The organism is Shewanella sp. Pdp11, assembly GCF_002838165.1.
Classification (GTDB): domain Bacteria; phylum Pseudomonadota; class Gammaproteobacteria; order Enterobacterales; family Shewanellaceae; genus Shewanella; species Shewanella hafniensis.
Genome location: NZ_CP015194.1, coordinates 1,770,921 through 1,791,878, shown reverse-complemented (window position 1 = coordinate 1,791,878; position 20,958 = coordinate 1,770,921). Strand labels below are relative to the sequence as shown.

Genomic DNA, 20,958 nt, shown 5'->3' with positions numbered 1-20,958 from the left:
CGGCATTTATCTAATTCAAGGCAAAGCGTTTAATCCAAAGCGCTTAATACTCGTCACTGAATGAAACTAAGCAGCAAAATGGGCTAAAGTGCCGCTGGTTCGGAGCAACAAGTTCAGCTCAGCGATTACTCTTCTTCGCCGCCCGCTGCAGCGCCAAGACGCTCTTTCACTGCTGCAGTGATAGGGCTATCTGCATGACCGTTTGCTTCGGCCCAAGCTTGAATAGTCATACCATCGGCCTCTGCGACACTCAGTTCAGTCACAGACAAACGTTTAGCAACAAACTCACCAGCGTCATTCGCACTCGCGCCGTAGGCAGTACGCAATAGACTTGCACCATCGCAACTGATGCCACTGTAAATCTGACGTAGCTTAACACGGCTTTCTTTTAATTTTTTACGTAGACGGTTTTTATCGTTAGCTTTTACGTAATCGCAAATACTCGCTACAAGTGGGTCAACACCCGCTACAGCAGGGGTTGGTACAGCAATATAGCTAAATCCAATTAACGCAGCCAAGGCTACAGGCATAAGACGCATCCGATACTCCTTAATACTTTCTTATAGTTTTATTATCAATTTTGTATGGGCTGAATCTCATCTCTAAATAGTATTGACCTCTTAGCTTTAGCCCTTGTTCGAAATCTAGGATAACGAAATAGGCTATCTCTTCTTTCCGTGAAAACTAAATGTCCGATATGATGCAATACGTTAGACAAACTGACGAGCCATACACACAGGGTATACAATAGAGGTTGCAATTTAACATTTTTTTACCAAGTTGATAAAGCGATATTCTAAACCATCCGCATTTATACTAGACAAAGATTCCGTTTCTTTCCAAGTTCCATCATCCCAGTGGGGAAAAAATGTATCTCCCTCTACCTCTAGCTTGATTTGTGTCAAATATAAGGTATCTGCGCAGGGCAGCAATTGGGCATAAAGCTGTCCACCACCAATCACTACTAACTCTTCACACTCGCCAGCGGCTTGTTTGGCGGCATCAAAAGAAGTCACACAAGTCACGCCCTCAATGACGAGATCCGTTTGACGTGAAATCACTATATTATGTCGGCCAGGAAGGGGTCTACCAATGGACTCAAAGGTCTTACGGCCCATCACCACGGGCTTACCTAAAGTCATGGCTTTAAAGTGACGTAGATCTTCTGGAAGATGCCATGGCATTTTATTCTCTTTCCCTATGACTCGATTGTTTGCCATCGCGGCTATCATAGCAATGCGCATGCTCACTCCTGTTTTATTGAAATAGAATTATTGAATGACGGGGCGGGTTCTGAAATACAGCAAGCTCGGCATGGCTAGCCCCACAGCTAACGCCCCGAGAATAAAGACGGTTTTGAGGCCATTACTAATCACTTGTGCCGTCAGCTCAGGACTCACCTGCGACTGGGCAGTCAATTGCACTAAGGCAATGACAGTATTAAAAGCATAAGTACCTGGGATCATAGGAATAATGGCGGCGACAGCATACATTAAAGGGGGGGCTAAGTGGCGTTTTCCAAACCCTATGGTAATAATCCCGACGATAGCAGCCGCGGCAAAGGTGGCCCACTCAATTGGTAAACCAAACTGTAGCATTAAGGTGCGCGAACTATGACCAATGGCTCCCGCTATAGCGCAATAGGGAAGAAATCGTTTAGGAACATTAAACACCATAGCAAATCCTACGGCGGGGATTGCTGAGAAAAAAGCATCGTGCAACAGCGTTATCAGTAATTCCATCATAGGAAAATCCCGCCGATCTGCATCGCGATCGTAATCCCGATGACCGAAGAAACGGTCAACAAGGTCGCATGGCCCCAACGGGAAATGCCGACATTCATATGCCCTTTCACCATATCCGATATCGCATTGATCATCGGAAAACCAGGCACTAGCATTAGCACACTCGCAGCCATTGCTGCCTTAGGGGTTTCACTTAATTCAAACACATAGCCCGTTTGAGCCAACATGCTGGTGACAAAAGCGGTGACGGCAAAGTTAATCAATAAATTAAAATGCCGTTTAGCAATCGCTAAACGTACTGACATACCCACTGCTGCGGCAAAAAAGGTAATCACACACGAGATAAGATCACCATTAAACAGGTGACAAAAACTAGCACAAGACAGGCCAATCATGAAGACAACTAAGCTTGGAGGATAGCTTTTAGGCTCAATCCGCGCTAAACGTTTACGCACTTCATTGGGGCCATACAGCCCTTTTTCAGCTAATAAACAGATGCGTTGCAATTCACAAACTATGGTCATATTAATGCCATGCTCACGGATGCGACGAGTCGTAGTGATGCATCGACCATGAACCAAGCTGGTTAATACGAGGGAATTGGAGGAAATGGAGAGTTCTATGCTGGCAAGGCCTAAAGCCTGACCTAGACGCTGGCTGATTTCTTCAACTAAATCAGATTCTGCGCCGTAGGCCAGTAGCAATTGTGCAGCACGCACAACTTGCCGAGTAATATCATTTTGAGTATCTGCGTACACTGAACTCTCAAAATTAGGACGTTAAGATTATCTCTGGTAAATAACTTCTACATCGTAGTCGTCATCATCAAAGTCGTCGTCATCATCTTCATCAACATAGTCTTCATTTAATGAATCAAGGTTGGCTTGATGATAATTATCCCACTTGAACTCGACTTCACTATCTGGGTCAACCTCATTGTCTTCTGGTGGCAGGCTCGCAATATAATCGAGGAGTTTTAATGCCAACTCATTAGTGCCGTCGCGGTTGTAGGCAGAAATAGTGTAAACGTCACCTTCCCAACCCATTTCTTTAACGATACGGTCAACCTTTTCTTGCAGCTCTTCTTCGAGCAGCAAATCGGTTTTGTTAAAGACTAACCAACGCGGCTTGCTCGCCAACTTTGGAGAATATTTCTCAAGCTCACCAACAATAGCGCGCGCAGACTCAACCGGATCGGTTCCGTCAATCGGCTCAATATCGATGATGTGCAGTAGAATACGACAACGCTCAAGATGCTTTAAGAAGCGAATACCTAAACCCGCACCATCGGCAGCACCTTCGATGAGACCAGGAATATCCGCAATCACAAAGCTTTGACCAGGACGTGGATTAACCACACCTAAGTTAGGCACTAGTGTTGTAAACGGATAATCAGCCACTTTCGGCGTTGCACGGGAAACCGCACGAATGAATGTCGACTTACCCGCGTTAGGCATGCCAAGCAAACCAACGTCAGCCAGCAGTAACAACTCTAATTTAAGGCTACGCACTTCACCGGGTGTTCCTAACGTCTTTTGACGTGGGGCACGGTTAGTACTGCTCTTAAAACGGGTGTTACCTAAACCATGGAAACCACCTTTGGCAACCAATAGCTTTTGACCGTGGGTCGTTAAATCCCCAAGGACTTCTTCAGTATCATGATCGACCGCGCGAGTACCAACAGGAACTTTTAAGATCAGATCTTTACCGCTGTGACCGGTACAATCACGGCCACGACCATTTTCGCCACGCTCAGCCATGTGAAAACGTTCAAAACGGAACTCGATCAAAGTGTTGAAGTTTTCGTCAGCTTGCAGGAAAACACTGCCACCGTCGCCACCATCACCACCATCAGGACCACCATCAGGTACATACTTTTCGCGCCTAAAGCTAACACAACCGCTACCGCCGTCGCCTGCTTCGACCCTAATTACTGCCTCATCGACAAACTTCATACTTACTCCTGGCACCACTGAATGAAGCAATTATACCGTCTAACTTCATTGGTCGCCAAAAAACTCGAGATACTTTGCTCCCAATCTTACCTGTCAATGCTCATTCTTGGTAATCATTTACCAACTCAAGCATCTACACGGCGTAAATAGAAGCACAAAAACAGAAAGCCCCACCAATGGCGGGGCTTTAACAGTATAAGCTAGGTTCGAAAATTAAGCTTCGATGCTAATAAACTTACGGTTATTAGCGCCTTTAACTTCGAATTTCACTTTACCGTCAGTCAGAGCAAACAGAGTATGGTCACGACCAATACCAACGTTTACACCAGCGTGGAATTTAGTACCACGTTGACGAACGATAATGTTACCAGCTAGAACTGATTCACCGCCAAAGCGCTTAACACCTAGACGTTTACTTTCTGAATCGCGGCCGTTACGAGTAGAACCGCCAGCTTTTTTATGTGCCATGAGTTAGACTCCTATTATGCGTTGATAGCAGTAATTTTAACTTCAGTGAACCACTGACGGTGGCCCATTTTCTTGTCGTGATGCTTACGACGACGGAACTTAACGATAGTTACTTTATCGCCACGACCGTGACTTACAACTTCAGCAACGACTTTACCGCCAGCTACTAAAGGAGCACCAACATGCACTGTTTCGCCATCAGCGATCAAAAGAACTTGATCGAATTCGATAGTTTCGCCAGTTGCAACTTCTAACTTTTCTAAACGAACAGTGTGGCCTTCGGCTACACGGTGTTGTTTACCACCACTTTGAAAAACAGCGTACATAGCTATTTTACTCCAATTCCTAACACGCGGGCTCATTCTTGGATGAGGCAGGGTGCTATAAAAACTTTATTGACAATGGGCGCGGAGTTTACGCGAAGAATCTAACTCTGGCAAGCCCTAATTAGGAAAGAATAAAAAAAGACCGGATTAACTCTCACATTAGTTGAGCTAGTGCTGTCATATGTCAGAATTTTAGGTAAAATTCATTTCATTATAACACGTGAGCCTAAACAGGGGCCGGTACGTAATGACCCCACAACCAGAGTCTACTATGGATTTAAACGCTATTCGTCAACTGGCTGACACTGATATGCAAGCAGTCAATCAGCTGATATATAAACAGCTTGAATCAGATGTCGCCCTAATTAACCAATTAGGTTTTTACATTATTAATGGTGGTGGTAAACGTCTTCGTCCTCTGCTGTCGGTATTAGCCGCACGTGCGGTCAACTACGAAGGCGAAGCGCATCTAAAGCTAGCGGCGATTATTGAGTTTATCCATACAGCCTCATTGCTCCACGATGATGTAGTTGATGAATCGACATTGCGCCGCGGACGAGAAACCGCCAACGCACTATTCGGCAATAGCGCCAGCGTGCTGGTCGGGGATTTCCTTTATACCCGTTCATTCCAGATGATGACCGAACTCGACAGCATGAAAGTGCTCAGAGTGTTGGCGGATACCACGAACGTGTTGGCCGAAGGCGAAGTCTTGCAACTGATGAATTGCAACGATCCTGATACCACAGAAGACAGCTATATGCGGGTCATTTATTGCAAAACCGCTAAGTTGTTTGAAGCAGCCACCCTGCTTGCGGGCGTGTTAGCGGGTGCAACGCCAGAGCAAGAAACCGCCTTAGGTAACTATGGTAAGTATCTTGGTACCGCCTTCCAGCTTACCGACGATTTACTTGACTATACCGCCGACAGTGATGAGCTAGGCAAGAACATAGGTGATGACCTGGCTGAAGGTAAACCGACTCTGCCACTCATCTATGCTATTGCCCATGGCACAGACGAAGAGAAACACCTCATACGTCAAGCAATTGAGCAAGGCAATGGTACACAAGCCATAGATAAAATCGTGGCAGCACTACACCATTGCGGCGCATTAAACTACACCCAGCAAAAAGCGATTGAAGAATCAGAGAAAGCCATCGAGGCATTATCGATTCTGCCCGATAGTGACTACAAGCAAGCCTTAGTTGCGCTAGCTAAGATTTCGGTCGACCGCAATCATTAATCACTCGTTAATTCGTTTTTAGCCCAAAGAAAAGGTCTTACTCAGTAAGACCTTTTTTATTGCCTCAAACCCGCAACCCTAAGATTAAACCTGCCAGCGGATCGGCGCTTTGCCCCGCTCAAGTAATAATTGATTCACTTGAGAAAAATGCCCACAACCAAAGAACCCCCGATAAGCCGATAAAGGTGAAGGATGCGGCCCAGTAAGCACTTGATGTTGCGGTGCGTTAATCACTTGACCTTTTTTGATGGCATGACTGCCCCAAAGCACGAAGATAATCGGCTGAGTCTGGCGATTCAATAATTCCAGCACTGCAGTCGTAAATACTTCCCAGCCCGCTTTGGCATGGGAATGTGCCTTACCTTGCTCAACGGTTAATACCGTATTGAGCATTAAGATCCCCTGCTCCGCCCATGCGGATAAATCCCCGTGGGATGGAATGGTAAAGCCATCAATATCCGTCGCTAATTCCTTGTACATATTGGCTAAGGAAGGCGGCGGTTTAATACCGCGCTTGACCGAAAAGCATAAACCATGGGCTTGATCTGGGCCGTGATAGGGATCTTGACCAATCAATACCACTTTGACCTTTTCAAGCGGAGTCATACTAAAGGCATTAAAAACATCGGCTTCTGGAGGATAAACCACTTTTCCAGCCCTGCGTTCATTGTCTACAAACGCACTTAGTTGCTGAAAATAAGGCAAAGCCCTTTGCTCATCGATAAATGTTTGCCATGTCGCCTGAGTCACGATTTTACTTCCTCAATTCTATTATCGGGTTAGCTTAAAAGTCCTACTGTGGAATGGCAAGTTTGAAGGTTATGCTTGTCGATAATTGATAAGACTATGCTTGCTGTGTTTCGCTTTAAGACTTTCAATTTAAAACATTCGAATTTAAATGCTATAGTGCGCCCATTCTCGCACAGTCTAATACGCCATGATGATCCAACATTCTGATAAATTGATGCAACGACATCAAACGGGTTTCACCTTAATAGAGCTTGTGGTGGTCATCATAGTGCTCGGTATTTTAGCGGTAGTGGCCCTGCCAAAATTTATCAATGTGCAGCAAGATGCGCAAATCGCAACAGTCAAAGCCGCAGGCGGTGGCTTTAAGTCAGCCATCAATCTGGCGCGATCCGTTTGGGCGGTAAAAGTGGGTTCAGGTCCAAAAGAAGACTTACCGGTATTTGGCACGGCGCAATCTGAACAAGTGGATTTCAACGCCTTCGGCTGGCCTGCACAACACTATATCTTTGGTAATGAAGCCTCACCGGCGCTCGATAATGTCGAAGACTGTATCTCAGTATGGGAAGTATTATTCCAAAATACCCAACCGAGTGTCTCACGCCTAAATGTTGATACGACTGAAACCGACTACAAAGCCAGCTATACCAACCCTGGCAAGTGTACTTATTTCTATCGAACCAACGACAAACTCTCGATCAGTTATGACTCCCAAACCGGAGTAGTCATTACCGACACAGATCCCAATAGTTAATGCCTGACGATTCCTTCTTACGTCAATTACGTTAGAATCCAACTTTAATCTGTTACTTTTTAGAGTGAACGCCATGACCGACACGAGCAACACCACCATTTACGAACTTGCCGATCAGTTTATTGCCTTAGCCAACCAGCTAAGCCAACAAGAAGCAGATGTAGGCAAAGTTGGCACGGCACTGCGTTTTGCCGCGGCACGTTTTAACGCCTTCGAAGCCGCGATAAAATCAGCGGATCTCGGCGCCGAGAAAGAAAGCGCATTAGAATGGTTTAGCAGTGAATTCAAAGAAATGCTGAGTGACAACTTAGACGATCACATCGCGAATCCGCCGATTCTCCAAGAAGCGGTGGCAGAAGAGACCGACAATTCAGTGCAAATGTTTAAAGGCTAAGCACGCCTTTCATGCATAGTGAAAACATAAAAAACGCCATCGATTGATGGCGTTTATGTTTGTTGAAACAGATGACCTACAATCAATAACTAAAGCGTGTACACCACGCGGAACGCCAACAGTATCAACACCACGCCGGACAACTTATCAATTAACCCTGCCTTTTCCCGTAGTTTAGGCAACACGCTTGAGTGGGATAACAATAAAGCGATAAGCGTATACCAAAGCCCATCGACCACTAAAGGGGTAAAAACGATTAAAGCTTTAGCCGTCATGCTGTCGGCCACCATCACGAATTGGCTAAATAACGCGAGGAAAAACAGCATGATTTTAGGATTAAATAAGGAAATGGCGATACCATCACGGGCTGCGGTTAAGGTATCTGTCGCCTCCCCTGCGGCCAATTTAGCTTGCATACCGCCCTTGGAACGCAGCGCCTGAATTCCCATCCAAGCCAGATACAAAGCACCGAGAATCGCAATGCCATTAAAGACTAAGGGCGCCTTTTTAAGTACAACCGCTAAGCCGAGTAACGTCACCAACGCATAAATCCCAATGCCTATCGAATGTGCCCACGCACACACTATGCCCTTGCCCCGTCCACCGCCTAAGGTATGGCGCACCACCATAGCTAAACTTGGGCCCGGCGACATAGCCCCCAAACAACAAATAGCCAATAAACCTAACCAAGTACTAAAACTCATTGAGCACACCTTACGCCGAATAAAAAGGCCCCTTTGATGTAGATAAACTCTGGGGCCTTAAACTTGCTTGCTATTCTAGCATCGCGCCATTAAGGCGTTAACGCTAATCCATCCATTTGTCGATAAATTAACGGCTATTTAGGCTGATAAAAAGCACGGATATCCTTCACTAACTGAGTTAATGATTCGGGCTCAACGTACATCATGTGTCCCGCTTTATAGTAATGCATACTCACACGACTATTATCTATGCCGTTATCGGCAAAGGTATTTTCGGTGGCAAAAAATGGTGTCGCAAAGTCAAAGTAACCGTTGCCGACAAAAATCCGCAGATCTTTATTCTCACGCTGCGCTTGACCAAGATAAGGCGCCACGTTGACATAGTGCATCTGCTTACCGCTAATATTCCAGTTCCAGCCTCGGTTCACATCAACAGAGAGTACATTGAAAGGACGGGATAGGGTCACGCCCAAATCGTCATACAGATATTGATGCATGGCAGCTGTATAAGCGCCATCAATCCCATAACCTGATGGATCATCGTCAGTTGAATCGCCGCCACTATCATAGTCTTTACCTGTGTAGCGGCTGTCTAAGCGTCCTATTGTCAAATCTTGATCTCTGAGCAGCTCCTTAGTGTATCGACTGGCGCTCACGCGCAAATTAACACGATCTAAATAGTGCTCACTTAACCCCGTAAAGCGCGCTAAGCTTTGACGTACCGCTTGATAGGCCTCGGGTGTTAAGCGGCTGCCTTGCAATAACGCGAGGGCATAATCTTTGATCGCAAACTGGCGCGCCTCCTCAATAAAAGCCTCTAGCCCCAAGGCTTTATCCGCAGCGCTGACTTTATTGTGGTAAAAAGCCGTCGCCGCCATGGTCGGTAAAAAACCAATGTATGGTTGATTATTACCCGGCTGGTAACGGGCATGACTAAAATCGAGAATGGATGAAATCAGCATAATCCCATTGACCGAAATGTCGGTCCAACCGCCCTGCAATTCATTAACAAGTGCTGCCGCGCGGGTAGTACCATAACTTTCACCCGCCAAATATTTAGGGGAATTCCAACGTTTATGCTCAATCAACCAGCGACGAATAAACTCGGCAATTGACTGGGCATCTTCTTTCACGCCCCAAAAGTCTGCACCTTTTTTATCGCCTAAAGCGCGACTAAAGCCAGTGCCTACGGGATCGATGAACACGAGATCGGACTCATCGAGCACAGAGTAATCATTTGATTCAATGCGATAAGGTGCTGCACCGTCATCCTTTGCATCCGGCACCACCACACGTTTAGGACCGAATAAGCCCATGTGCAACCAAAGTGAGGCCGAACCCGGACCGCCGTTAAAGATAAAAGTGACTGGGCGTGTACTGCTATCTTTAATATCGTTACGTAAATAGCTAATAGAGAAAATACTCGCCAGCGGCTCGTCTTTATCATCCTTTAAAATAGTCTCGCCACTTATCGCTTGGTAACTGACTTTTTGCCCTTGAATCGTCATCTTATGCTCAGTTTTGACGACTTCAGGGGCAAGCTTGTCGGCTTTATCCTCGGCCTTTTTGGCGGGTTCGGCATAGCTCAGGCTCGAGCAGAATACGATCAACGGCAACAGTAATAATGACCAAAGCGGCCTAGCCGACGCGCGTCGACACGATAGTAAAGGTGTCATCTTATTTCCTTTTATTTTTGTTATAGCGGTAACTATCATCCTGCCCAGCTTACAAAGACTCAACAGCAGGCGCAAAACACAATTGCAACTGAATGCGTCAAAGGACTGCTTAAATGAAATCCCATAAATTCACGCTGATTTAAGCCGTTAACCGCTAAGATAGGCACGAATCTAAGTCTGTATTCCTTAACCTCTATGGTTAATAAAGGCACGCCATTCTCCAGCAGGAAGTTTTATGAGCACTATTACTCTGATCAGTATTATCATTCTTTGTCTATTAATCGGCGCTATCTTGCTGCTGCTTTGGCAAAGACAAAAAGGAAAAACCATACCGCTGGCGGTGATATTTGTACTGGGATTTTTCGCCTCAGGACTCGGTGCGATTATTGGATTTGTACATAAAGGCGAGGATTATCAAGCCTATCAAAAACTGCAATGGCACACCTTAGCACCCGAGCAAATTGCCCCTCTGGTTGCCCAAGGCTATACAGTGTTTGTCGATATCACTTCAGATTGGTGCACCATCTGCCAAACCAATAAAGCCGAAGTCACCCACAGGGAACAAATAGTGAATGCCTTAATGGCAGACAATATTATCCTGATGCAAGGCAACTGGAGTGAGGCCAACAAAACGATTGAAAGCTATATGCGCCATGAAGGTGTTCCAGGTACGCCCTATAATAAAATCTACGGTCCAAGCGCACCCAATGGCATTCTTTTGCCGTCAAAACTCAGTATGAGTGATGTACTGAATGGCCTTGCTGCCGCACAAACGAATCGCAGCTAACGGAAAATAACCAATAAAAAAGGCTGCACAGCAGCCTTTTTGCTCACTTCAAATCTATAAAAGCCAAATTTCTTGAAAGGTGGGTTAGAAATCGCTTCTATAAATTGGCTTACCCATTAAAAACGGTAATTAACACGGCCATAGTAGAAGCCACCGTTGTAATCGAACGGCCCACTTTCATAGTAAACGCCACCAAGTTCGCCTAAGGTTCCGTCTTTCAGCTTTTGCGCTTTTTGGTCGAATAGGTTATTTGCCCCTACCGCCAGCGTTAAGCCATCAAATAACTCATAGCTCACTTCCAAATCTATGGTGACAGCAGCATCGGCCATTTCAGAACCCCAATCAGAGGTATCATCAGCATGAGTCGCATAATACTCACCGAAGTAGTTACCACGCAGTGACATGCTTAATTGATCCCATGACTGCGCCCAGGTCAAGGTTGCACGGTGTGCAGGAATACCATCTTCTAAACGGCGAACCTTGCCTTCATCAGTGGTTTCGGGATCGAATTTATCAACACTGGTATCGGTCCAACCATAGGCAAGACTGAATTTAGCATTACCCGACAGGATTTCCGCATCATAGGAGGCGACGATGTCGATACCTTGAGTGGTAGTATCAAAGTCGTTAGTGTAATAACTCACGCCTTGGATCAACTCTGGGAACTCAACGCCCGCTGCACGCAGTGCATCATAGTCTTTAGCTTCAACATCAATCTTACTCGACTGCGCAATACGACCCTCTACGCCAATGTTGTAATAATCGACCGTTAAGAAAAAGCTTTCGTACTCATAGACAGCACCTAGCGCATAGCTTATTGACTCTTCAGGCTTTAACACTTCCCCGCCATAAAATGCCGCAAGTGGATCGGTGGGTGGCGCAATAAACGTCTGGATCAGTTCACCATCGATAATTGATGTCTGCGTGTTGACGACGTTTTCTTGACCCACGGTTGGCGCACGGAAACCTGTGCTGTGTGACGCGCGGAACGACAACTCATCCGTTGCGGAATACTGCAATGTCAGCTTGTAATTTAACGTATCACCAAAGGTCGAAAAGTCTTCGTAACGCAGTGCTAAACCGAGTAACCAGTCATCACTTAAATAGGCTTCTAGATCAGTATAGATACCGATATTGTGGCGAGAGTTTTTACCCGCAGATTCTGGGCCAAAGCCTTTAAATCCGTGCGCACCAATATTGAAACCTTGGTTTGCATAAGGGCCAGCAATCCACGAGGCTTCATCACCTTGAGATATCTCAAACGACTCATTACGCCATTCAAAACCAGAAGCAAAGCTAATGTCTTCGATGCCGCCTATAGTAATGAAACGCGAGAAGTCTAAGTTAACTGTGGTTTCAACTTGCTCATAGGCACCCGTATCGAAATCAGTCGGTGTGTCTAATCCAAGTGATGGATTTAAAGAATTTTTAAGGCCAAAGCTAGCTTTGTTACTACCGGTACCGGCACTGAAATCATAATTCCACTCGCCGATATCGCCCTTTACACCGGCGAAGAAAGACATGTCTTCAATGGTACCAGTGAACTGCGGCGTATAACCCCCTGGGAATATCTGGTTCATGGCAAAGCAATTGGGATCGGCGACCATCGCCTTGTAAGCATCCGTATCGAGTACGTTGCCGTCACTACCATCAGCATTTTTAGGAATAGGTACGAGTCCACATGTTGATGGATCACCATTTACCGCGCCTACGAGTAAGTTCTGACCACCATCATTGGAATACACGTTGCTCCGATTTTGCGGGTAACGATAATAAAATCCCCCCACAGCATCGCGGGATGACAGGTTACCAAAGGCATAGGCATGCATATTGGCATTAATGTCTAAGCCTGAGTTGATAAACACTGAGTAGTCATCATTGATTTCAGGATTACCCCATACTTGAGCGGGGTCATTAATCGCAGTATTGCCCTGCACAGCTAAGTTAGCCGCATCGGGACGCTGCACACTACGACTGGTTGCATCGGCATTTTTATACTGGAAGCTTAAGTTAACAAAGCCATTATCCGTCAACGGTAAACCAACATCACCTTCGACTGTGGTCGTGGCACCGTCACCCTCGTAATATTCACCTTGGGTCACTGTGATGGAACCACCATCAGAATTATCTTTTAAGACAAAGTTCATGACGCCTGCTATCGCATCAGAGCCATATTGCGCCGCAGCGCCGTCGCGCAGCACTTCGACTTGCTTCAATGCAGAACCAGGAATAACCGAAATATCAGGACCTTGAGCACCATCGTTAATGCCGCCGCCTTGGAATGCAATCACAGCTGCGCGGTGACGACGCTTACCATTGACTAACACTAAGGTACTGTCGGAAGGCAAACCACGTAAGTTAACGGGACGTACTAAGGTTGCCGCATCACTGATGGGTTGAGCGCGCGAGTTAAACGAAGGTACTGAGGTCACCAACATATCAATCATGTCAGTGGAACCATTCTTTTTTAAGTCGTCACTACTAATAATATCAATTGGAACGGGGGAATCACCGATTGAGCGTGGTGCCGCACGTGAACCAACAACTGCAATCTTTTCCACGCCTTCATTTTTAACAGCAGCGTCTTCTTCCTCAGCCATGGCTTGCGGGCTAATGAAGCTACCAGACAAAGCTAATGTAATCGCCAAACTGACTGCACTTAATCCAAACTTCTGCTTCTTTGAGGTCATCATATTCATCCCAACTGCTTATTATTTTTTAGAATACCTGACCTGCTTTATGTGATTATCGTCCCTAAAACCTTGCTACCACGGTCAATACAAAGTTACTTTTTTTACATAACAAGAACATTTTTATAACATAAATAAGACAATATCCAATGTTAAATCAGACTTTTGAATGAATATTAGTCATTTCTCTTTTAGATCAGTTTGTTATAAGTGAATATTTTTTAGGGTTTGTCGTTAGGTAAAATGCACTTTAGGGCGCCAAAATGTAAAACCATAAGTCACCATAAAGTGGGAAATACTCACTAACTCAATCAAAGACACGATATATCGCGACATGCAACTTAAGGTATACTCGGGCAATACCAGCCAAGCTTGAGTACCGCAGATGACAAATAAGATTTCGGTCAATAATCAAAAATCCATCGATAAGCATTTCTTGCCTGAAAATCAGTTACTGCTTAACGCTGTCGGTGAAGGGATTTATGGATTTGATTTAAGCGGGAATGCGGTGTTCATCAATCCCGCGGCTGAACGCATGACAGGTTGGAAAAATGAAGAGTTACTGGGCAAAAATATCCATAACTGTCATCATCACAGCCATGCCGATGGTAGCCATTATCCCCAAGAAGATTGCCCAATTTACAACACATTAAAGGATGGCATTACCCGCGAAATCACCCACGATGTGTTCTGGCGTAAAGATGGGAGTAGCTTTCCCGTGCATTACAGTTCTACGCCCGTTTACCGTGATAATGAACTGATTGGCGTAGTCGCGATATTTCGTGACATTAGTATTCAAAAGCAAACAGAGCAGTCATTACGCCAAGCATTGGCGCAAGTGCAGGCGCTCTCGGAGCGACTTGCCTCGGAGAATCATTACCTACAGGCAGAGCTAGCTGACAAAACGGGTGATGTGGATATTTCGGGTGGCAGTAGCGTGATCCGCCACATGATCCAGCAATTGCATATGGTAGCCAATACCGACAGTACTGTGCTCATTTGTGGTGAAAATGGCACAGGCAAAGAACTTGTAGCCCGTAACTTACACCAACTCAGTCGCCGCAAAGATAAACCTATGATCAGTGTCAACTGCGCCGCGTTTTCGGCATCCTTGTTAGAAAGTGAACTCTTTGGTCACGAGAAAGGCGCATTTACCGGTGCCACCAGCCGCCGTAAAGGTCGCTTCGAACTTGCTCACCAAGGCACGCTGTTCCTCGACGAAGTGGCAGAACTCAGTTTAGAAGCCCAATCAAAACTACTGCGGGTCATCCAAGAGCAATCCTTCGAACGCCTCGGAGGCAGCGAAACCATTCAAGTAGATATTCGCTTGGTCGCCGCCAGTCACCACGACTTACTCAAGCGAGTCGAGCAAGGATTATTTCGGATGGATCTCTATTACCGCTTGAATGTATTCCCAATTCAAGTGCCACCGCTGCGTGCGAGGATCGAAGATATCCCCGAACTCGTCAGCCATATACTGCATAATTTGAATCGTAAGTTAGGTAAAAAAATCCGCGGCGTGAGCCAAAAAGGGTTACAAAAACTGATGGCTTACACATGGCCGGGCAATGTGCGCGAGTTGCAAAATATTCTCGAACGCGAAGCCATTCTTTCCCAAGGCGATATTTTGCAGATCCATGCGATGCCGAGCCATAACCCCTTAGCTCAGGCCCAAGGACAAACCTTAGCAGAAGCGGAAGCCTTGCATATAGAACAAACCCTTAAGCGTTTAAACTGGCGAATATCCGGCCCACTCGGCGCGGCAAATGTTCTAGGCGTTCCCGCAAGTACATTGAGATCGCGGATGAAAAAACTGGGGATCCAACGTCAATCGAGTGAAATATAACTCAAATCACACAACCAAAAAACGCGATATATCACCAATGTGTGATATATCGCGATCAACATCTAACCAAAGTATTAAAATAACCATATATATCATAATGTTGAATCAGTTAAAACTTGGCCTAGCGCTTGCTATAGGGAGGCGAATCTTATTTAAGCCGTTAGGACCCTTTATGCCCAAGAGCGAAGTTACCCCCAATTCTCCAAGTGTGAATAAGAGTGTGAGCGCGAAACCTTCCTCAGTCGAGCTGCACATTCCGATTAAAATCCTCTCCAACGAAACTGCAACAGGGAGCAATACGCCCTCAGGCAACATCCATTTTCGTGAGCAGAAAGGTGATTTTCAGCGCCTGCGAACCATGATGAATAGCCTGCTGATCGTGCTATTTTTCGCCCTACCGTTTATATCCATCGATGGCCGCCAAGCGATATTGTTAGATATCAGCCAGCAACAGTTTTTCTTCTTTGGCATCACGCTCTGGCCACAGGACTTTACCCTACTTGCATGGATTTTTATCGCCGCGGCCTTTAGTCTGTTTTTTATTACCGTATTCTGGGGCCGCGTTTGGTGCGGTTATCTTTGCCCACAAACGGCGTGGACCTTTATCTATGTGTGGATAGAAACGCGCATCGAAGGCAGCAGCAATAAACGCAAACAACTCGACAAAGCGCCCTGGTCTAGCAGCAAATTAGGTAAAAGAAGCACCAAGCATTTACTTTGGGGTCTTGCCGCTCTGCTCACCGGCTGTGGTTTTATCAGCTATTTCATACCTGCCCGCGAACTCTATATCGACATTTTTACGGGCAATGCCAGCTTTTGGGTGACTAGCTGGGTCTGGTTTTTCGCCATTTGTACTTATCTGAATGCGGGCTGGATGCGCGAGCAAATGTGTCTACATTGCTGCCCCTATTCACGTTTCCAAGCGGTAATGTTCGATGCCAACACTAAAACTGTGACCTATGATGCCAAGCGCGGTGAATCCCGCGGCCCACGTAAACGTAAGCAAGAAACCAATCTCAGAGAGAGTAATCTTGGTGATTGTGTTGACTGTAATTTATGTGTCGAAGTGTGCCCAACAGGGATAGATATTCGTAACGGCTTGCAATATGAGTGCATCAACTGCGGTGCCTGTGTCGATGCTTGTAATGAAACCATGTTGAAATTCGATTATAAACCGAACCTTATCGGCTACATGAGTGAGAATGATCTTAAGGGAGTCAGCTACTCCTATTGGCGCTCGCCGCGATTCTTAGGCTATGGCGCAGCGGTCGTGATCATGCTGATAGTGATAGGTTTAGATTTAAATAGCCGCAGCGAGATCCAGCTTAACGTGATCCGAGACCGTCAGAGCCTGTACCGCGAAACGGCTGACAATAAGATTGAAAATACCTATCAGTTGAAGATCCGCAACAAAACGCAGGACACTAAGCAGTATCAACTTGCCGTCGACAGTGAAATGCCCTTTAGTCTAATTGCCGATCCTATTATTACCTTGGCCGCGGGTGAACAGGTGGACTATCCCGTCACTGTATTAGCCGATAAGGATGCCATCCCGTCGGGGCGCAAAATGATCCAATTCTCGGTGACGGATGTGAAACAGCCAAGCCAGCAAGTGAGTCAAGAAACTGGATTCTTCAGTCCCTAGGCTTTTAGCGGTTAATATCGGTAACCGTCTACATTAACCGCTAAATCGGCGCTTGGGGAATCAACCTAAGCGCCGTTCTAAATCAACACTCATCCCCAAAAGACAGATCTCGAATGCTCTCCACTCACGCACTATTAGGCTTTATCGATGATACGATAATTACGCTATCGTTAACGCCTGAGCTTTAGAGTAAAAATACTATTTGTTACATAAAGATACCGATATTGGCGGAGTAATGTTTTTCGCGATAAGCATTGACCTCTAGTGCTAACACCCTCTAATCTAAACACCTGTTTAACTCCAAAATAATAACAACTAATAAACATCATCTTTGAGGTAGTTCAGCATGGCATACGATCAAGACTCTCAACTCAAACTAAACTACTCATCACTGGTCGATCTGATCGAGAAAACCAGCCTGCGTTACGGTGATAAACCCGCCTATGCCTGTCTCGGTAAAACCAGCAGTTTTAACGAGATAGAACGCGATTCTCGTTACTTTGCCGCCTATTTACAAAATACGACCACACTCAAACCGGGCGATCGCATCGCCATTCAATTGCCTAATATCACCCAATTTGTCATCGCGGCCTACGGCGCAATCAGGGCTGGGCTTATCTTAGTTAACACTAATCCCCTATATACCGAGCGTGAGCTCATCCATCAGTTCAATGATTCTGGTGCCAAAGCGATCGTGGTGTTATCCGATCTATTACCGACCTTAGCCAAAGTCATCGACAGCACCAAAATAGAATACGTCATTTCAACCCACCCTTTAGATTTGATCGATCCGCACGTACAGCCTAAGACAGGCCTGAAGAATGTGGAGTTTTGCCAAATTTTAAAACAAGGCGCAGAACTCCCCTTTAGCCGATTTATCTCAAATCTCGACGACCTCTCGGCGTTGCAATATACGGGTGGCACCACTGGATTATCTAAAGGTGCCATGTTGACCCACGGCAATATGCTCGCTAATGCGGCGCAGGTAAAATCCCGCATCGCGAGCGTGATCACCGAAGGAGAAGATATCTTCGTTGCACCGCTACCGATTTACCATATTTATGCGTTTATGGTGAACTTAGTGCTGTATTTCGAGTGTGGCGGCTGCTCGGTATTAATTCCAAATCCACGGGATATTAGCGGCTTAATTAAGACACTCGCCAAATATCCCTTCACTGGATTTGCAGGACTCAATACTCTGTTTGTCGCCCTATGCCATCAACCCGAGTTTAAAGCACTCGATTTTAGCCATTTAAAAATCACCATCTCGGGCGGCACAGCACTGACGGCCGCTGCGGCCAACATTTGGCAACAGACGACAGGCAACATGATCAGTGAAGGTTATGGGCTATCTGAAACTTCGCCGGTAATTTCACTCAATGCACCCGGTTATCAAAAACTAGGCACTATTGGTAAACCTGTGATTGGCACTGAGGTTAAACTCTTAGATGAAAACGACATTGAAGTACCCTTAGGTAAGGCCGGAGAATTAGCCGCACGCGGCCCACAAGTCATGCGGGGATATTGGAATAACCCGCAGGAAACCGCTAATGCTATGACTCAAGAGGGCTTCTTTAAAACCGGCGACATTGCCATAGCAACGGCGGAAGGTTTCCACCAAATAGTTGATCGTAAAAAAGATATGATCATAGTCTCAGGTTTTAATGTCTATCCCAACGAAGTGGAAAACGTCCTAGCGAGCCACCCTAATGTGATCGAATGCGCCGTGGTGGGAGTAAAAGATGAGCACTCGGGCGAAGCGGTTAAAGCCTTTATCGTGCTTAAGGATGATAGCCAAGATCATCAACAGGCAAAAGAGGCCATTCTAACCTATTGCCGCGAGCAATTGACCGCCTATAAATTGCCAAAAGTCATTGAATTTATGACGCAATTACCTAAGAGTACCGTAGGTAAAATTCTGCGCCGCGAGCTAAAAGATAAAGCTTAGAGACCGCACTTAAAGTGCCGTACTTAAAGACAAAGCTGAGTAACAGAGCTTAGCAACAAAAGCACAATAAAAGACCCAGTGACTGAGCTTAAGTGTTTAAGCTAGCGACTGGGTTTTATTTTATCTAAATGGTCTCATTCAAGGCGCTGGCATTGGCCTCTTCGGTTAACAATTGCAGACTGGCAAATTCATGATATAACGCATTGGATTGCATCAACTCCTGATGGCGCCCGCAGGCAACAATCTCACCCTTATCGAACACAAAAATCCTATCGGCATTAATTACCGTCGATAAGCGATGGGCAATAATTAAGGTGGTTTTACCCGCCATCAATACGTCCAGCGCTTGCTTCACTTTCTGCTCGCTCACCGCATCTAAGGCGCTGGTCGCTTCATCGAGTAACAATATGGGTCTGTCGGCTAAAATCGCCCGCGCAATGGCGATCCGCTGTTTTTGCCCACCAGAAAGTCGCACGCCACGCTCACCTAAATAGGTTTGATAACCGTCAGTAAATTCGCTAATAAACTCGTGGGCACGGGCTGCAATACAAGCATCAATCACTTCTTGCTCGGTCGCATCGACACGGCCATAGCGCACGTTTTCAAGTACGCTGGTCGCAAAAATCACTGAGTCCTGTGGCACCAGAGCAAACTGCGCCCGCAACTCCTGCGGCAGAAGATTAGCAATATCAATACCTTCCAGTCGAATACTGCCAGCGCTAGGCACATAAAAGCGTTGCAATAACTGGAACAAGGTACTTTTACCCGCGCCACTTGGCCCGACTAAGGCGACCCGCTCACCCGCAGTAATAGTCATATTGAGCTGTTTTAGCACTAAGGCATCATGCTCTGGATAGGCGAAATTGAGTCCTTCAATCGTTAACTCGCCACTGACCTTGGCGGGCAAACTCACTGGATGAGTTGCAACGGGAATATCCACTTGTGTTTCAGCCAGTTCGATTAAACGTTCGGCGGCGCCAGAAGCCCGCTGAATTTCGCCTATCACTTCGCTAATCGTCGCTACTGCGCCCGCGACCATCACAGCGTAAAACATAAAGGCAGATAACTCACCGCCCGTCATCTTACCCGCCATCACATCGTGGGCACCGACCCAAGTCACCATAGCAATCGCCGCGATACTTAAAAACATCACGGTTGAGATCAACAAGGCACGGTAACGGATCCGGCCACTGGCCGCAGACATGACATCTTCGACGCGGCTATTGAACAAGCTACGGTCTTTATCTTCATGCCCATAGGCTTGTACCGTATGGATTTCATGAAGCGTTTCATCCACATAAGCGCCGAGATCCGCAACCCTATCTTGGCTTTCCCGTGCTAACACACGTACTTTGCGACCAAAAAAGATCACCGGCCCCAGTACTAAGGGCACAGCCAACAACACCAGCAATGTCATCTTGACGCTAGTGATACCCATCATGACTAAACCACCAAGCACAGTTACGCTAGAGCGCAGCGCCATGGAAAGACTCGAACCCACCACAGTTTGTAACAAAGTAGAATCGGCGGTAAAACGGGAGATCACTTCACCGGTGCGCACCTTAGCGTAAAAGGCGGGCGAGAGTTTAAGCAGTTGATTGTAAACCGTGAGACGAATATCGGCGCTGACCCGCTCACCAAGCCAAGTCATCAAATAGAAGCGGCAAAACACCGCTGTGCCACTGACGGCGGTAATTCCGAGCACTAACAGTATGATTTCATTCAGCCGCTGCGCATTATCCCTTACAAAACCTTCATCAACCATTAGGCGCACACCTTGGCCCAATGATAGCCAAGCGAGTGACCCTATCATCAAGCAAATAATCGCCGCAACGACTTTCAGTTTGTAGGGTTTAAGAAAACCAACAATCCAAGGCAATACCGATCTTTGCTGCACCGAGGTCAATTTTGCCTTCGATATATCAGCGCTTGTTGTAGGCGTGACTGGAATTAACTTTTCGGGCAAGGGTTCTGCGCCCGCTTTAATGGGTTCGGAAGATGTAGCGAGTTCGGCTGTCGGCTCGGTCACG

20 protein-coding genes are annotated in these 20,958 nt (G+C 46.3%); 7 read left to right on the top strand and 13 right to left on the bottom strand.

Going from position 1 to position 20,958, the window contains the following annotated elements:
* Nucleotides 1–125: 125 nt before the first annotated feature.
* The 7 genes from AYJ58_RS07940 to rplU form a co-directional block, all read right to left on the bottom strand.
* Nucleotides 126–539 carry a DUF3718 domain-containing protein gene (locus AYJ58_RS07940; protein WP_106649681.1) on the bottom strand — a complete coding sequence of 138 codons (414 nt, stop codon included), beginning with the start codon at nt 537–539 and terminating at the stop codon, nt 126–128.
* A 222-nt stretch (nt 540–761) separates the two neighbouring features.
* Nucleotides 762–1,244: a type 3 dihydrofolate reductase gene (gene folA, locus AYJ58_RS07935; protein WP_106649680.1), complete on the bottom strand. Its 483-nt coding sequence runs from the start codon at nt 1,242–1,244 to the stop codon at nt 762–764.
* A gap of 27 nt (nt 1,245–1,271) precedes the next feature.
* Complete coding sequence (locus AYJ58_RS07930; RefSeq protein ID WP_106649679.1) at nt 1,272–1,745, bottom strand: threonine/serine exporter family protein; 474 nt, start codon at nt 1,743–1,745, stop codon at nt 1,272–1,274.
* Complete coding sequence (locus tag AYJ58_RS07925; RefSeq protein ID WP_106649678.1) at nt 1,742–2,503, bottom strand: threonine/serine exporter family protein; 762 nt, start codon at nt 2,501–2,503, stop codon at nt 1,742–1,744. Before AYJ58_RS07925 ends, AYJ58_RS07930 begins: the two co-directional genes overlap by 4 nt.
* A 27-nt stretch (nt 2,504–2,530) precedes the next feature.
* On the bottom strand, nt 2,531–3,700 hold the full coding sequence (cgtA, locus tag AYJ58_RS07920) for an Obg family GTPase CgtA (RefSeq protein WP_106649677.1): 1,170 nt from the start codon (nt 3,698–3,700) through the stop codon (nt 2,531–2,533).
* 213 nt (nt 3,701–3,913) lie between these two features.
* Entirely contained in the window at nt 3,914–4,168 is a 255-nt protein-coding gene (gene rpmA / locus AYJ58_RS07915; protein ID WP_006080527.1) for a 50S ribosomal protein L27, read from the bottom strand.
* Nucleotides 4,169–4,182: 14 nt separating this feature from the next.
* Nucleotides 4,183–4,494: a 50S ribosomal protein L21 gene (rplU, locus tag AYJ58_RS07910; protein ID WP_006080526.1), complete on the bottom strand. Its 312-nt coding sequence runs from the start codon at nt 4,492–4,494 to the stop codon at nt 4,183–4,185.
* A 271-nt stretch (nt 4,495–4,765) separates the two neighbouring features.
* Here rplU and ispB point away from each other — a divergent pair, with 271 nt between their 5' ends.
* A complete protein-coding gene (ispB, locus tag AYJ58_RS07905) occupies nt 4,766–5,737 on the top strand; it encodes an octaprenyl diphosphate synthase (protein ID WP_157825793.1) in 972 nt (323 codons plus the stop codon).
* 84 nt (nt 5,738–5,821) lie between these two features.
* Here the strand turns inward: ispB and ung are convergent, their stop codons facing one another.
* Nucleotides 5,822–6,487, bottom strand: coding sequence for a uracil-DNA glycosylase (gene ung, locus AYJ58_RS07900; RefSeq protein WP_106649675.1), 666 nt, complete (start codon nt 6,485–6,487; stop codon nt 5,822–5,824).
* A gap of 187 nt (nt 6,488–6,674) precedes the next feature.
* On the opposite strand from ung, the gene AYJ58_RS07895 reads away from it, so the two are divergent.
* Together AYJ58_RS07895 and AYJ58_RS07890 are read left to right on the top strand one after the other, a co-directional pair.
* Nucleotides 6,675–7,238: a pilus assembly FimT family protein gene (locus tag AYJ58_RS07895; protein ID WP_106649674.1), complete on the top strand. Its 564-nt coding sequence runs from the start codon at nt 6,675–6,677 to the stop codon at nt 7,236–7,238.
* A gap of 73 nt (nt 7,239–7,311) precedes the next feature.
* Nucleotides 7,312–7,632 (top strand): DUF3144 domain-containing protein, encoded by a 321-nt coding sequence (locus AYJ58_RS07890; protein ID WP_106649673.1) that lies wholly within the window; start codon nt 7,312–7,314, stop codon nt 7,630–7,632.
* Between the two features lie 89 nt (nt 7,633–7,721).
* Here AYJ58_RS07890 and AYJ58_RS07885 read toward each other — a convergent pair whose 3' ends face one another.
* Nucleotides 7,722–8,336 carry a LysE family translocator gene (locus AYJ58_RS07885; protein WP_106649672.1) on the bottom strand — a complete coding sequence of 205 codons (615 nt, stop codon included), beginning with the start codon at nt 8,334–8,336 and terminating at the stop codon, nt 7,722–7,724.
* A 134-nt stretch (nt 8,337–8,470) separates the two neighbouring features.
* On the bottom strand, nt 8,471–10,012 hold the full coding sequence (locus AYJ58_RS07880; RefSeq protein ID WP_106649671.1) for a S10 family peptidase: 1,542 nt from the start codon (nt 10,010–10,012) through the stop codon (nt 8,471–8,473).
* A gap of 235 nt (nt 10,013–10,247) precedes the next feature.
* Between AYJ58_RS07880 and AYJ58_RS07875 the strand changes: the two genes are divergently transcribed.
* Nucleotides 10,248–10,799, top strand: coding sequence for a thioredoxin family protein (locus tag AYJ58_RS07875; protein WP_106649670.1), 552 nt, complete (start codon nt 10,248–10,250; stop codon nt 10,797–10,799).
* Nucleotides 10,800–10,915: 116 nt separating this feature from the next.
* Here the strand turns inward: AYJ58_RS07875 and AYJ58_RS07870 are convergent, their stop codons facing one another.
* Nucleotides 10,916–13,492 (bottom strand): TonB-dependent receptor plug domain-containing protein, encoded by a 2,577-nt coding sequence (locus AYJ58_RS07870; RefSeq protein WP_106651779.1) that lies wholly within the window; start codon nt 13,490–13,492, stop codon nt 10,916–10,918.
* Nucleotides 13,493–13,723: 231 nt separating this feature from the next.
* Nucleotides 13,724–13,897 (bottom strand): hypothetical protein, encoded by a 174-nt coding sequence (locus AYJ58_RS21870; RefSeq protein ID WP_157825770.1) that lies wholly within the window; start codon nt 13,895–13,897, stop codon nt 13,724–13,726.
* Here AYJ58_RS21870 and AYJ58_RS07865 point away from each other — a divergent pair.
* The 3 genes from AYJ58_RS07865 (at nt 13,875) to AYJ58_RS07855 (ending at nt 18,928) form a co-directional block, all read left to right on the top strand.
* On the top strand, nt 13,875–15,335 hold the full coding sequence (locus AYJ58_RS07865) for a sigma-54 interaction domain-containing protein (protein ID WP_106649669.1): 1,461 nt from the start codon (nt 13,875–13,877) through the stop codon (nt 15,333–15,335). The genes AYJ58_RS21870 and AYJ58_RS07865 overlap by 23 nt on opposite strands.
* A 172-nt stretch (nt 15,336–15,507) precedes the next feature.
* A complete protein-coding gene (gene ccoG, locus AYJ58_RS07860) occupies nt 15,508–16,980 on the top strand; it encodes a cytochrome c oxidase accessory protein CcoG (protein ID WP_106649668.1) in 1,473 nt (490 codons plus the stop codon).
* A 346-nt stretch (nt 16,981–17,326) separates the two neighbouring features.
* On the top strand, nt 17,327–18,928 hold the full coding sequence (locus AYJ58_RS07855; RefSeq protein ID WP_106649667.1) for an AMP-binding protein: 1,602 nt from the start codon (nt 17,327–17,329) through the stop codon (nt 18,926–18,928).
* A 124-nt stretch (nt 18,929–19,052) separates the two neighbouring features.
* On the opposite strand, the gene AYJ58_RS07850 is transcribed toward AYJ58_RS07855, so the two are convergent.
* The gene (locus AYJ58_RS07850) at nt 19,053–20,957 is read right to left on the bottom strand and encodes an ABC transporter transmembrane domain-containing protein (RefSeq protein ID WP_198555633.1); all 1,905 of its coding nucleotides are present in this window, start codon (nt 20,955–20,957) and stop codon (nt 19,053–19,055) included.
* Between the last annotated feature and the right edge of the window lies 1 nt (nt 20,958).